The following is a 13,729-nucleotide window of genomic DNA, read 5'->3' on the forward strand; positions in this document are numbered from 1 at the left end:
GTTGAGTCTTTCCCTCCTAAAGAACGTACTTTCTAAGCGAAGAGAAATTAAAAATGAGTGATATTCGTATATTTGAAATTTACCGCTACGATCCAGATGTCGATGCAGCCCCACGCATGGAGCGTTACGAGCTTGAGTTGACTGGCGAACGTATGTTGTTGGATGCCTTGATTTCTCTTAAGAAACAAGATGAATCCATTTCTTATCGTCGTTCATGTCGTGAAGGTGTTTGTGGCTCTGATGCCATGAACATTAACGGCAAGAATGGTTTGGCTTGCTTAACTAATATGTTGACCTTGCCTAAAGTCATTACATTGCGTCCTCTACCTGGCTTGCCAGTCGTGCGCGATTTGATTGTGGATATGACTTTGTTCTTCAAACAATATCTGTCGATCAAGCCTTACTTGGTAAATGACAATCCATTTCCAGAAAAAGAGCGTCTCCAGAGCCCTGAAGAGCGTGAAGAGTTGAATGGTTTGTACGAGTGCATCTTGTGCGCATCATGCTCAACCTCATGCCCATCTTTCTGGTGGAACCCAGATAAGTTTGTCGGTCCAGCAGGTTTGCTTCAGGCGTATCGCTTTATTGCCGATAGCCGTGATGAAGACACTGCGCAGCGTCTGGATAACTTAGAAGATCCGTATCGCTTATTCCGCTGTCACACCATCATGAACTGTGTGGACGTTTGTCCTAAACATTTGAATCCAACCAAGGCAATTGGAAAGATCAAGGAATTGATGGTACGTAGGGCGGTATGACCCTCACCAATGCAGAGTTATATCGCCTAAAGAGTGATGCCCGCAGGGGTTTACTTGAAAACGATTTAATTCTGCAGCGTTTTTTTGAGCGCTACGGCTCTCAACTTACCGCGGAAGATGGAGAAGTATTAAGCCGGTTGTTAGCCTTAGAAGACAATGACCTGATGGATTTATTAATCGGTCGCAAGGACTCTGTAGCAGCATTAGAAAAGGAGCCTGAGGGTGATTCCTTTAAGGCGGTTTTACAAAAGCTAAGACAGAAGTAATTCGGCTTTTTGGTGCAACAGTATTATGGGCGCATGATCAAATAGTGTATTAATCATCAATTTGAATGACTAAGGGTTAGAAATGATTGAATCGGACATCAAGGCAAAATTATCGTTTTCGGACGGCACACCAGATATCGACTTGCCAATTTATAAAGGCACGATTGGTCCTGACGTAATTGATATTCGTAAGCTTTACGGTCAAACTGGAAAGTTCACCTACGATTCAGGCTTTCTTTCTACAGCTTCATGCAATAGCAAAATCACTTATATCGATGGTGATAAGGGTGAGTTGCTCTACCGTGGCTACCCAATCGAAGATCTCGCTCATAACTGCGACTTCTTAGAGGTTTGCTATCTTCTATTGAATGGCGAGTTGCCAAACGCCAAGCAGAAAAAAGAGTTTGAACAAATGGTGATGCACCACACGATGGTTCATGAGCAAATGCAATTCTTCTTACGCGGCTTCCGTCGTGATGCACATCCAATGTCGGTCCTGACTGGTTTGGTTGGTGCAATGGCCGCCTTCTATCATGATGAGATCGATTACAGCGATCCACATGCTCGTGAAGTTGCTCAAATTCGTTTAATTGCCAAGATGCCAACCTTGGTTGCAATGGCTTATAAATACTCTGTAGGTCAACCATTTATCTATCCTGATAATTCCTTGTCTTACACCGCAAACTTCATGCGCATGATGTTTGCTACACCTTGTGAGGATTACAAAGTCAATCCAGTGTTGGTGCGTGCTTTGGATCGCATCTTTACATTGCATGCTGACCATGAGCAAAATGCCTCTACATCAACAGTCCGTTTGTGCGGCTCGTCTGGCACAAATCCATTTGCTGCCATCTCTGCAGGTATTGCTTGCCTATGGGGTCCAGCTCACGGTGGCGCTAATGAGGCCTGCTTGCAAATGCTCAATGAAATTCAGGCAAACGGTGGCGTAGATACGATTGGTGACTTTATTGCGCAAGTTAAAGACAAGAACTCCAGCGTTCGTTTAATGGGCTTTGGTCATCGCGTTTACAAAAACTTTGATCCGCGCGCTAAGCTAATGCGTGAAACATGCCATGAAGTTCTAAAGGAAATGGGTCTTGAGAATGATCCATTGTTCAAGTTAGCCATGACACTTGAGAAAATTGCTCTTGAAGACGAATACTTCGTGAGTCGTAAGCTCTATCCAAACGTTGATTTCTACTCTGGAATTGTTCAGCGCGCACTAGGTGTTCCTACTGAAATGTTCACCTGTATTTTTGCCTTAGCAAGAACAGTGGGTTGGATTGCTCAGTGGGAAGAAATGATTACTGATCCTGAGTACAAGATTGGTCGTCCACGTCAGTTGTATGTTGGTGAAACTTCACGCAAGGTTCCCAACATTTCTGTACGCAAATAAAAGTATTAGAGGGTTTACATGTCACGCACGCTTTACGACAAATTGTGGGATGACCATGTCGTCTATTCCGAACAAGATGGCACGGCTACGATTTATATAGATCGTCAGTTATTGCATGAGGTGACAAGTCCTCAAGCTTTTGAAGGATTAAATTTAGCTGGTCGGCCAATGTGGCGTATTTCTGCCAATTTGGCCGTTTCAGATCACAATGTCCCAACGACAGACCGCTCTGAAGGAATTGCTGACCCGATCTCTAAATTACAAGTAGATACGTTGGATCAAAACTGTGATGCCTTTGGTATCACTCAATACAAGATGAACGACACTCGCCAGGGAATTGTTCACGTTATTGGACCAGAGCAGGGCGCAACCTTGCCTGGTATGACAGTTGTTTGCGGTGATTCCCATACAAGTACCCATGGTGCCTTTGGTGCTCTAGCATTTGGTATTGGTACCTCAGAAGTTGAGCACGTATTAGCTACTCAAACCTTGCTCATGAAAAAGAGCATGAATATGTTGGTCAAGGTAGATGGACGTCTTCAACCAGGTTCGACTGCAAAAGACATCGTGCTTGCTGTGATTGGCAAAATTGGTACTGCGGGTGGAACTGGTTACACCATTGAATTCGCAGGTGAAGCCATTCGCAATCTCTCCATGGAAGGTCGCATGACCCTCTGCAATATGGCCATTGAGGCTGGCGCGCGCGCTGGCCTTGTTGCGGTTGATGAAACTACTATTGAATATATTCAAGGTAGACCTTATACCCCTAAAGGTGAGGCTTTGCGTCATGCCTTGCAGTACTGGCGTTCCTTGCATTCAGATGAAGATGCAAAATTTGATGCAATTGTAGAGTTGCGCGCAGAAGAAATTGCTCCTCAAGTAACTTGGGGAACATCGCCTGAAATGGTTTTATCAATTAGTGATCGTGTTCCTGACCCGGAAAAAGAGCATGATGCAAATAAACGTTCTGCAATGGAGCGTGCTCTTGAGTACATGGGCCTTGTTCCAAACACGCCATTAAGCAATATCTCGATTGATAAAGTCTTTATTGGATCTTGCACTAACAGCCGTATTGAAGATATTCGCGCTGCTGCCAAGGTTGTAGATCGTCTTGGTAAAAAGGTGGCCGCTAATGTCAAATTGGCATTGGTTGTTCCTGGATCTGGACTAGTCAAAGCTCAGGCTGAGCGAGAAGGTTTAGATCGGGTATTTAAGGCTGCGGGATTCGAATGGCGCGAGCCTGGTTGCTCGATGTGTTTAGCAATGAATGCCGATCGCCTGGAGCCAGGTGAGCGCTGTGCCTCAACCTCCAATCGAAATTTTGAAGGTCGCCAGGGTAACGGTGGTAGAACGCATTTAGTAAGTCCAGCAATGGCTGCTGCGGCGGCGATTGAAGGTCATTTTGTTGATGTTCGTAAGATTTCTTAAGGAATTACAGTGTTTAAATGGTCTTCTTTCACAATGATTAAAAAATTATGCATTGTTGCTGCGATTGGGGTTCTGCTAGCTGCCTGTGCAAATACGATGGAGGGCGTTGGAAAAGATCTCCAAACTATGGGTAACTCCATGGGTGGTGGTAAAAGTGCAAACACCTCAAATCAATCCCAAAACCAAGGGAAAGATGTTGTTGTAACTCCAGTGAAGTAATTTAGTAAGAGACCCCCATGGAAAAATTTACGGTATACAAAGGCTTGGTTGCGCCGCTTAATCGCGAGAATGTCGATACCGATGCCATCATCCCAAAGCAGTTCTTAAAATCGATTAAGAAAACGGGTTTTGGTCAGAATTTATTTGACGAGTGGCGCTATTTAGATCATGGTGAGCCTGGTCAAGATTGCAGCAGTCGACCAATTAATCCAGATTTTGTCTTAAACCAGCCACGTTATAAAGATGCCGGCATTTTGCTTGCCCGTAAGAACTTTGGTTGCGGTAGCTCCCGTGAGCATGCGCCTTGGGCATTGGATCAATACGGTTTTAGAGCTGTTATCGCCCCAAGCTTTGCTGATATTTTCTACAATAATTGCTTTAAAAATGGCCTTTTACCGATTGTTCTTACGGAGCTACAAGTAGACCATTTATTCAATGAAACGCTGGCTTTTGCCGGCTACCAACTTACTATTGATCTGGAAGCCCAGCAGGTCATTGCGCCTGATGGCACTGCTTATAGCTTCGATGTAGCACCATTTAGAAAGCATTGCCTTCTGAACGGCTTAGACGATATTGGCTTAACTCTGCAACATGCAGATAAAATCAAGGCTTACGAAGCTGAGCGTATCCTCAAGATGCCTTGGCTTGCGACACAACTGCCGTAGTTTTATTCAGTTAAAGGCCTTTCATGAAAATTGCAGTCCTACCGGGCGATGGTATCGGCCCGGAAATCGTTGCTGAAGCCGTTAAGGTATTAAACGCGCTCGCCCCTAAATTTGACCTTGAGACTGCCCCAGTTGGCGGTGCTGCCTATGATGTAGCCGGTCATCCATTACCACCTGCAACATTAGAGCTTGCTAAAAAAGCAGATGCTATTTTATTTGGTGCTGTAGGTGACTGGAAATATGACAGCTTGGCACGCGAACTTCGTCCTGAGCAAGCCATCCTGGGATTGCGCAAGCATTTGGAATTGTTTGCTAATTTCAGGCCCGCTATTTGCTACGACGAACTAACCTCCGCTTCTAGCCTGAAGCCTGAAATTGTTAGTGGCTTAGATATCCTAATTATTCGCGAGCTCAATGGCGATATTTACTTTGGACAACCGCGCGGTATTCGTACTTCTGAGCTCCCCTTGTTTAAGGGTGCGCGTGAAGGCTACGACATGATGCATTACAGCGAGCCAGAAGTAGAGCGCATTGGCCGTGTCGCCTTTGAGGCTGCACGCAAGCGCAGTAAAAAAGTATGTAGTGTTGATAAGGCAAACGTTCTCGAGACTTCGCAGCTCTGGCGTGATGTCATGATTCGCGTGGGTAAAGAGTATCCCGATATTGAGCTATCGCATATGTATGTTGATAACGCAGCAATGCAATTGGTCAAAGCGCCAAAAGCATTTGACGTTGTTGTTACTGGGAACTTGTTTGGCGACATTCTCTCTGATGAAGCTTCCATGTTGACGGGCTCCATTGGCATGTTGCCATCAGCGTCATTGGATAAAAATAATAAAGGCTTGTATGAGCCAAGCCATGGCTCAGCGCCAGATATTGCAGGCAAAGGTATTGCCAATCCATTGGCAACTATTCTTTCTGCTGCCATGATGTTGCGTTACTCATTGGGTTTGCCAGCAGAAGCGGATCGTATAGAGGCGGCAGTGCAAAAGGTTTTATCTCAAGGATTGCGTACTGCTGATATCTATACCGAAGGCACGAAAAAAGTGTCTACCGTTGATATGGGCGATGCTGTAGTTGCTGCTCTTTCAAAATAACGCATCACAATAAATAAATACATTCAACAGAACATTCATCATGTCAAATACAAAAACACCATTGGTAGGCTTAGTTGGCTGGCGCGGTATGGTTGGTAGCGTTCTCATGGAGAGAATGCTCGCTGAAAAAGATTTTGATCTGATTGAGCCAGTATTTTTTAGTACCAGCCAAGCTGGCGGTGAAGTGCCACTTTTGAATGGTCAAAAAGTTACCAAGAGCGAAAATGCTTTGCTTGATGCTAATGACATCAAAGCGCTTTCTCGTTGCGACATCATTTTGACTTGCCAAGGTGGCCACTATACCAATGAGATCTTCCCTCAACTGCGCGCCGCGGGTTGGCAAGGTCATTGGATTGATGCGGCTAGTGCCTTGCGTATGAAAGATGATGCGGTCTTAATTTTGGATCCTGTAAACCGTTCCGTAATTGATAAGGCATTGGCCGCCGGCGGAAAAAACTGGATTGGTAGTAACTGTACAGTTAGCTTGATGATGATGGCCATGGGTGGTTTGGTTAAGGCCGACATGGTTGAGTGGATCAGTGCGATGACCTATCAGGCCGCATCCGGTGCTGGTGCTCAAAATATGCGTGAGCTATTGTTGCAAATGGGTGCATTACGCGACAGCGTTGCTACTGAATTAGCTGACCCATCTTCATGGATTCTGGATATTGATCGCAAAATTACTGAGACTTTGCGTTCGTCTGAGTTTCCTAAAAAGAACTTCCGCAATACACCCTTAGCTGGTAGCTTGATTCCTTGGATTGATGTCCCTGTTGAGAATGGCCAGACTAAAGAAGAGTGGAAGGGTGGCGCTGAGTTCAACAAGATCTTGGGCCGACCTGCATTTAGAACTCCTGGAAGTATTCCAATAGATGGTTTGTGTGTTCGTGTTGGCGCTATGCGTTGTCACTCACAAGGCTTGACCGTAAAGATTAAAAAAGATATCCCGCTGAAAGAGATTGAAGCAATCTTGGCTAACGATAATCAATGGGTCAAGGTGATTCCAAACGATCGTGAGACCACTGAGCGTGAATTATCGCCAGCAGCAATTAGCGGTACCTTGACAGTGCCTATCGGTCGCCTTCATAAGATGGCGATGGGCCCTGAATATCTTGGTGCTTTTACTGTAGGCGATCAACTTCTGTGGGGTGCTGCTGAGCCATTGCGTCGCATGCTCCGCATCTTGTTAGAGCACTAATGTTCAGATTTAGCCAGATTCAGTTTGCAAGAGCGCTTTGCTTAATTTGGCTAAGTTGGTCCTGTGCTGCAGGAGCCATTTCACTTGGCTCCCCAAAGCTGCTTTCTAGGCCTGGTGAACCCCTCAAGGTAGAGTTTCCAATTCGAGTTGGAGTGGATGAAACTTCTGCTCTTGCAAGTTTGAATGTTGGTATTGTGAACAAGGCGGCCTACGATCGTTTAGGCATATCTCAAAAGATACTCACCCTGAATCCTCAAGCGATGATCTATCGCAATCAGCAAGAACAATTAATGATCTTGTTGGAAACAGTTGAGTCAGTGCCGATAACAGACGATCCTTTTTTGGATGTCTTGGTCACTTTAAATTGGTCTGCTGGAAGCATCACTAAAACCTATACATTGCTATTAGGCGATGTGCAGAAAATTTTGGTCAGGCCTGGTCAAACCTTATCGGAAATCGCAGCCCAGTTAGCCCCTCAGTTGCAGGGTGTCACACTGGATCAAACGATGATGGCTTTGTTTAAAGCGAATCCTGATGCTTTTGCTAGTGGCAGTATTAATCATCTTGAGGCTGGTGCTGAACTTAATAAACCTAATCAAGCATTATTGCGCTCGATTAGTCCAGCCGAGGCGCAACAGTTTGTATCAGAGTCGAATGCTCAGTGGTTGGCCGAGCGTGATGCCAAGGGTGGAGTGCAAAGTGCAAGCGCTATAAAAAATAGTGCAGATACACCCCCGAAGGATCGCCTCAAAATTGGATCAAGTGCTGAAGGTAGCTCTGAAGAGCGCCGCTATACAGAAGATCTTGTTGCACAAGAGAAGGCTCTTGAACAAACGCGTGTCCGCGTTGCTGAACTTGAAAAAAATATTGCTGATTTGCAGCGTTTGCTTGACCAAGCTAAAGGAAGGTCATCTGAGTCTGCAAAAAATGATGGAGTAGTTAGTTTAGGTGGTTTTGCTCCAGCAATTTTTGCCTTAGTGTTGATGGGGCTTACTGGTTTGTTGCTTTGGTTGTTGGCAAAAAATGCGCGTCGTTCTGAAGAACCTCATTTTGCGGATAGCATTCCTAAAGAAGTTGCTACCCCTAAGGAGAGCCATTCACCGCATGGTGTAATGCCCGATCGGGCCAAGGCATTGTTTGCTGGGATTGATCTGGATTTAACCCCAGCTAAAAAATCTACTCAACCACCCGTTGCTGAGTTAAACCCTCTGGCTGATTCTCTACGGGTTAAGTTAAATCTTGCGCGTGCTTACATCACCATTGAAGATTTTTCTGCTGCAAAAAAATCTCTTGAAGAGATTGTGCAGATTGGTGGATCTATAGATCCTGCTTTAACGGCAGAAGCTCAGGGCTTATTGGCCGAGTTGTTACACCGCAATAACTGAGCCTTACTATGCGCATCGCCTTAGGTCTTCAGTATGACGGCAATCCCTATTCAGGTTGGCAATCTCAAGTAAATCAAAATACCATTCAAGATGAATTAGAAAAAGCGATTTCTTCATTTGTCGGTATAGATGCAGCTAAATCAAATCCTATCCGCGTCATTACGGCCGGCAGGACGGATACAGGCGTCCATGCTTTAGGCCAAGTTGTTCACTTTGATGTTGAGGTTGATCGAGAAAGTTGGTCATGGGTTAGGGGGGTGAACACTTTCCTGCCCGAATCCATTGTGGTCAACTGGGCTAAAGCAGTCCCCGAGGAATTTAGCGCGCGGTTTTCTGCGCATGAGCGCACTTACATTTATACGCTACATGCTGGGCCATGCCGATCACCCATGGCTGCAGATCGCGCGGGTTATGTGATGCTTCCATCAGATCGTTGGTTTGATCTTGATGCCATGAGAGAGGCTGCCGAATGTCTAATTGGTGAGCATGATTTCACCTCGTTCCGATCTTCAGAATGCCAAAGCAAGACTCCAGTAAAAACAATGTATTCCATTGAGATTTTCTCAGATGAGCCTTGGTTGTATTTCAAGATCAAAGGAAATGCTTTCTTGCATCACATGGTGCGCAATCTAGTTGGCAGTTTTATTCAAATCGGTGTTGGTAAGCAAAAAGCAGGCTGGATGGCAGAAGTCCTAGCAGCAAAAGACCGTAGCATTGCGGCGCCTACGTTTTCCCCGGCCGGACTCTATTTGGCTCAAATTGTCTATCCAGATGAGTTTCAGATCCCCAAGCCTTGGCTAGCTAATTCTTGGTTGCCTAAGGCGGTTTACGCCTAAGCAGGCCTTTATTTGCTTAAGGCCTTATCATTTCCTCTATGGGCTTACTTACCAATTCTCTAGGCCGTACTAGGGTCAAAATCTGCGGTCTCAGGACTCCTGCAGATGTGGATGCTGCTGTTGCTGCGGGTGTCGATGCTGTTGGCTTCGTCTTCTACCCGCCAAGCCCAAGGTCTGTAACCCCCAATATTGCCGCTGCATTGATTTCCAGGCTTCCAGCCGGGGTTGATGCCGTTGGCTTGGTTGTTAATGCCTCTGACGCTGAATTTGAGGCTATTAGGGCGGCCGCATCCATCACCTTATGGCAATTTCATGGGGATGAGTCTCCAGAAGAGTGTGAGCGCCTAGCTGCGGGTCAGCCATGGATGAAGGCTGCACGCGTTGGCACCGGCTTCGCGTTTGATGATTTTTCCCTACAATATAGGTATGCAAACGCCTTTTTGCTAGATGCTCTTGTTGAGGGCTATGGTGGAGGGGGCGTTCCTTTTGATTGGTCAGGAATTCCTCAAGCATGGATAAGCGCAAACGCGCCTCAGGTCGTTTTGAGTGGTGGATTGAACGTTCACAACGTGGGCGAAGCCATTGCTCGCCTGCATCCTTGTGCGGTTGACGTCTCAAGCGGCGTTGAAATCAGCAAGGGTGTAAAAGATCACGCCTTGATGAAACAGTTTATTGAGGCGGTGCGAGCGGCAGACGTAAGCACATTAACCTAATTATTTGCTGCAACTAATCAAAAGAGGTATTTATGTACGATAAGCCAGATGCACGAGGACACTTCGGTCCTTACGGTGGCGTATTTGTTTCTGAGACACTCATGTTCGCCTTGGATGAGCTCAAAGCTGCTTATGCGAAATACCAATACGATCCAGAATTCTTAGAAGAGTTTCATTACGAGCTCAAACATTTTGTAGGTCGTCCATCGCCCGTGTATCACGCTAAGCGTTGGAGTGAGATGCTAGGCGGTGCGCAGATCTATCTTAAGCGCGAAGATTTAAATCACACTGGCGCTCACAAAATTAATAACGTGATTGGCCAGGCTATGCTGGCTAAACGCATGGGTAAGCCACGCATCATTGCAGAGACTGGAGCAGGGCAACATGGTGTAGCAACTGCAACTATTTGTGCGCGCTTTGGTTTAGATTGCACCGTGTATCAGGGCTCTGTTGACGTAGCGCGTCAGGCGCAAAATGTATTTCGTATGAAATTACTAGGCGCAAAAGTGGTGCCTGTTGAATCCGGAACAAAGACCCTCAAAGATGCACTCAATGAAGCGATGCGTGATTGGGTGACGAACGTTGAGGATACCTTCTACATCATCGGCACTGTTGCTGGCCCCCATCCTTATCCGATGATGGTGCGTGATTTTCAGAGCGTGATCGGTGAAGAATGCAAGGTGCAAATGCCTGAAATGACAGGCCGTCAGCCTGACTATGTCATGGCTTGCGTTGGCGGCGGTTCTAACGCGATGGGTATCTTTTATCCCTATATCGATTTTCCGCAAGTGAAGTTAGTGGGTGTTGAGGCTGCAGGTCATGGCTTAAATAGCGGTCTTCACTCTGCAGCACTTTGCGTAGGTAAGCCGGGTGTACTACACGGTAATCGTACCTATTTATTGCAAGATGAAAATGGTCAGATTTCTGAAACGCATTCTGTTTCAGCGGGCATGGACTATCCAGGCGTTGGGCCTGAGCATGCTTGGTTAAAAGATTCAGGTCGCGCTGATTATGTAGCGGTGACGGATGAAGAGGCTCTTAAGGCATTCCATGATTGCTGTCGTATCGAAGGCATTATTCCCGCTTTAGAGTCCTCGCATGCGATTGCATATGCATGCAAGCTAGCACCGACACTTTCTAAAGACAAAACGATCTTGGTGAACTTATCTGGTCGTGGTGATAAAGATATGCACACCGTAGCGCAAGCGACTGGCTCTGAAGGTTAATTCGAACCCAGTTCTGAATATTCATAAAAATAATAATCGCGAATCGCCCATGTCAAAAATTACCGCACTCTTTAACGAACTCAAAGCCTCTGGGAAAAAAGGACTGATTCCTTTTATTACTGCAGGCGACCCCGATCCTAAACTCACCGTTGAGTTGATGCATGCGTTGGTACGTGGTGGTGCGAACGTGATTGAGCTCGGCGTTCCCTTTTCCGATCCGATGGCAGATGGCCCAGTGATTCAGCGATCATCTGAAAGGGCGCTTACCCAGGGCGTCACTTTGCATGGCTGCTTAGATATGGTGAAAGAGTTTCGTAAGCTTGACCCCAGCACTCCGGTAGTTTTAATGGGTTACGCCAACCCTGTTGAGCAAATGGGTGCAGAGCGATTCGCAACTGAAGCCAAAGCTGCTGGTGTCGATGGTGTTCTGATTGTGGATTACCCTCCAGAAGAGTGTGTTGATTTTGCTGCCAGTATGAAGATTGCGGGCGTTGACCCTATTTTTCTGCTGGCCCCTACATCATCACCAGAACGCATAAAGGATGCAGCCAAAATAGCTTCTGGTTATATCTATTACGTATCCATGCGGGGTGTAACTGGAGCATCCCACCTCAATACCCAAGATGTGGCCAGCATTATTCCTAAGATTCGTGAGGCCACCTCTATTCCCATTGCAGTCGGTTTTGGGATTAATGATGCTGAAAGTGCCCGTGCAGTATCAAAAACAGCAGATGCAGTAGTAATTGGCAGCCGAATTATTCGACTTTTGGAGGATTCCGCCCCCGGCCAGGCGGTACAATCGCTTGAAACCTTCATACGTGAAATTCGCGTCGCTTTAGATAGTTAATGCACTGGATAGTTAAAAACTGATGAGCTGGATCGATAAATTACTACCCCCACAAATCCAACATACGGATCCTGCAAACCGCAAATCTGTACCTGAAGGGCTTTGGGTTAAGTGTCCCAGCTGTGAGACGGTGCTGTACAGCACTGATATTGAGGCTAATTTATCGGTTTGCCCAAAATGCAGTCACCACATGCGCATTAGCGCCCGTCAGCGTCTTGATAGCCTTTTAGATCCAAAAGGGCGGTATGAAATTGGCGCAGACATCTATCCAATTGACCCACTGAAGTTTAAAGACTCCAAAAAATATCCTGACCGGCTCAAAGAGGCAAGTGACGCCTCAGGTGAATCAGAGGCGTTGATTGTGCTTGGTGGAAAGATTGAAAGCATTCCAGTTGTGGCTGCTTGCTTTGAGTTTCAATATATGGGTGGTTCAATGGGTTCTGTCGTTGGCGAGCGTTTTGCTCGCGGCGTGCAAGAAGCGATTGCCAAGAAATGTGCTTTTATCTGTGTGACTGCTACTGGCGGTGCGCGTATGCAAGAAAGCTTGCTCTCTTTATTTCAGATGGCTAAGACCAACTCGATGTTAACCTTGCTTTCTAAAAAAGGTTTACCTTACATCAGCGTCTTAACAGACCCAACAATGGGTGGTATTTCTGCAAGTTTTGCCTTCATGGGTGATGTAGTGATGGCAGAGCCTAAGGCGTTAATTGGTTTTGCAGGCCCGCGTGTTATTGAGCAAACTGTTCGTGAAAAATTACCAGAAGGCTTTCAGCGTTCTGAGTTCTTAATGCAAAAGGGTGGCATTGACATGATTGTGGATCGTCGCCAAATGCGCGGTGAAATCGCTCGTCTCTTGGCATTGCTCCAGCAGCTTCCTGAGCCTGCAATTGCGGGTAGCGCAGCTGTATAAAGCGCTTGAGCTCTGCACATCAGCCCCCCATTCTGTTTTCTAGCCTAGCGGCCTGGCTTAGTCACCTCGAAACAGCTCATCCTGTCGGCATCGACATGGGTCTTGATCGCATCAATCGCGTTAAAGAAGCGCTAGGCCTTCATTTTGAGTGTCCGGTTATTACAGTTGCTGGCACCAATGGCAAGGGTTCTACTTGCGCCTATCTTGAGAGTATTTTGTTGGCATCTGGCTATAAGGTTGGCTGCCACATGTCTCCTCATTTGCTGGTCTTCAATGAACGTGCTCGCGTCAACGGTGAAGAGGTAAAAGATGATCTCCTGCTAGAGCATTTTGCTGCTGTCGAAAAAGCGCGCGTCAGTTTGATTGATGCGCCTACCTTGACCTATTTTGAATTTACCACCTTGGCAATCATGCATTTATTTTCGAAAGCGAATTTAGATGCTGTGGTTCTTGAGGTGGGGATGGGTGGTCGATTGGATGCCGTAAATATTGTTGATGCAGATTGCGCAATCGTGACGAGTATTGATATTGATCACGCTGATTTTTTAGGCGGTACGCGCGAGGCAATCGGTCTTGAAAAGGCTGGTATTTTCCGAGCGGGTGCCATTGCGGTCTGTGGCGATCCTGTACCCCCTCAATCTCTAATCGGTTACGCGGAAAAACTTGGATGTGATTTATGGTTGCAGGGTCGTGATTACAACTTTCAAGGGGATAAGCAGCAATGGGGTTGGGCAGGGCGTCAAAAACGCTTTAGCGGTCTTGGCTATCCCGCTTTACGTGGCGCC

The 13,729-nt window shown here is 46.4% G+C and carries 15 protein-coding genes; all 15 read left to right on the plus strand.

The window, feature by feature from the left end:
- Positions 1–53 precede the first annotated feature (53 nt).
- Positions 54–758, plus strand: coding sequence for a succinate dehydrogenase iron-sulfur subunit (locus B7X71_RS06160; RefSeq protein ID WP_216269319.1), 705 nt, complete (start codon positions 54–56; stop codon positions 756–758).
- Complete coding sequence (locus tag B7X71_RS06165; protein ID WP_293597305.1) at positions 755–1,024, plus strand: succinate dehydrogenase assembly factor 2; 270 nt, start codon at positions 755–757, stop codon at positions 1,022–1,024. The genes B7X71_RS06160 and B7X71_RS06165 overlap by 4 nt, the downstream gene beginning before the upstream one ends.
- Before the next feature lie 82 nt (positions 1,025–1,106).
- Positions 1,107–2,420, plus strand: a complete 1,314-nt coding sequence (gltA, locus tag B7X71_RS06170) for a citrate synthase (RefSeq protein ID WP_293597304.1) — start codon at positions 1,107–1,109, stop codon at positions 2,418–2,420.
- A gap of 18 nt (positions 2,421–2,438) precedes the next feature.
- Positions 2,439–3,848, plus strand: a complete 1,410-nt coding sequence (leuC, locus tag B7X71_RS06175) for a 3-isopropylmalate dehydratase large subunit (protein ID WP_293597303.1) — start codon at positions 2,439–2,441, stop codon at positions 3,846–3,848.
- A 33-nt stretch (positions 3,849–3,881) separates the two neighbouring features.
- Positions 3,882–4,067 carry a hypothetical protein gene (locus B7X71_RS06180; RefSeq protein WP_293597302.1) on the plus strand — a complete coding sequence of 62 codons (186 nt, stop codon included), beginning with the start codon at positions 3,882–3,884 and terminating at the stop codon, positions 4,065–4,067.
- Between the two features lie 17 nt (positions 4,068–4,084).
- On the plus strand, positions 4,085–4,732 hold the full coding sequence (gene leuD, locus B7X71_RS06185; protein WP_293597301.1) for a 3-isopropylmalate dehydratase small subunit: 648 nt from the start codon (positions 4,085–4,087) through the stop codon (positions 4,730–4,732).
- A gap of 23 nt (positions 4,733–4,755) precedes the next feature.
- Entirely contained in the window at positions 4,756–5,829 is a 1,074-nt protein-coding gene (leuB, locus tag B7X71_RS06190; protein WP_293597300.1) for a 3-isopropylmalate dehydrogenase, read from the plus strand.
- Positions 5,830–5,869: 40 nt separating this feature from the next.
- On the plus strand, positions 5,870–7,027 hold the full coding sequence (gene asd / locus B7X71_RS06195; RefSeq protein ID WP_293597299.1) for an aspartate-semialdehyde dehydrogenase: 1,158 nt from the start codon (positions 5,870–5,872) through the stop codon (positions 7,025–7,027).
- Positions 7,027–8,412 carry a FimV/HubP family polar landmark protein gene (locus B7X71_RS06200; RefSeq protein ID WP_293597298.1) on the plus strand — a complete coding sequence of 462 codons (1,386 nt, stop codon included), beginning with the start codon at positions 7,027–7,029 and terminating at the stop codon, positions 8,410–8,412. Before asd ends, B7X71_RS06200 begins: the two co-directional genes overlap by 1 nt.
- A gap of 8 nt (positions 8,413–8,420) precedes the next feature.
- Positions 8,421–9,248 (plus strand): tRNA pseudouridine(38-40) synthase TruA, encoded by an 828-nt coding sequence (gene truA, locus B7X71_RS06205; RefSeq protein ID WP_293597297.1) that lies wholly within the window; start codon positions 8,421–8,423, stop codon positions 9,246–9,248.
- A 38-nt stretch (positions 9,249–9,286) separates the two neighbouring features.
- Positions 9,287–9,961, plus strand: coding sequence for a phosphoribosylanthranilate isomerase (locus B7X71_RS06210; protein ID WP_293597296.1), 675 nt, complete (start codon positions 9,287–9,289; stop codon positions 9,959–9,961).
- A 32-nt stretch (positions 9,962–9,993) separates the two neighbouring features.
- The gene (trpB, locus tag B7X71_RS06215; RefSeq protein WP_293597295.1) at positions 9,994–11,187 is read left to right on the plus strand and encodes a tryptophan synthase subunit beta; all 1,194 of its coding nucleotides are present in this window, start codon (positions 9,994–9,996) and stop codon (positions 11,185–11,187) included.
- A gap of 49 nt (positions 11,188–11,236) precedes the next feature.
- Entirely contained in the window at positions 11,237–12,034 is a 798-nt protein-coding gene (gene trpA, locus B7X71_RS06220) for a tryptophan synthase subunit alpha (RefSeq protein ID WP_293597294.1), read from the plus strand.
- A 22-nt stretch (positions 12,035–12,056) separates the two neighbouring features.
- The gene (gene accD, locus B7X71_RS06225; protein WP_293597293.1) at positions 12,057–12,944 is read left to right on the plus strand and encodes an acetyl-CoA carboxylase, carboxyltransferase subunit beta; all 888 of its coding nucleotides are present in this window, start codon (positions 12,057–12,059) and stop codon (positions 12,942–12,944) included.
- Between the two features lie 5 nt (positions 12,945–12,949).
- On the plus strand, positions 12,950–13,729 hold a 780-nt coding region (locus tag B7X71_RS06230; RefSeq protein WP_363926760.1), incomplete at its 3' end, for a Mur ligase family protein.

The sequence above is a fragment of the Polynucleobacter sp. 39-46-10 genome (assembly GCF_002282275.1).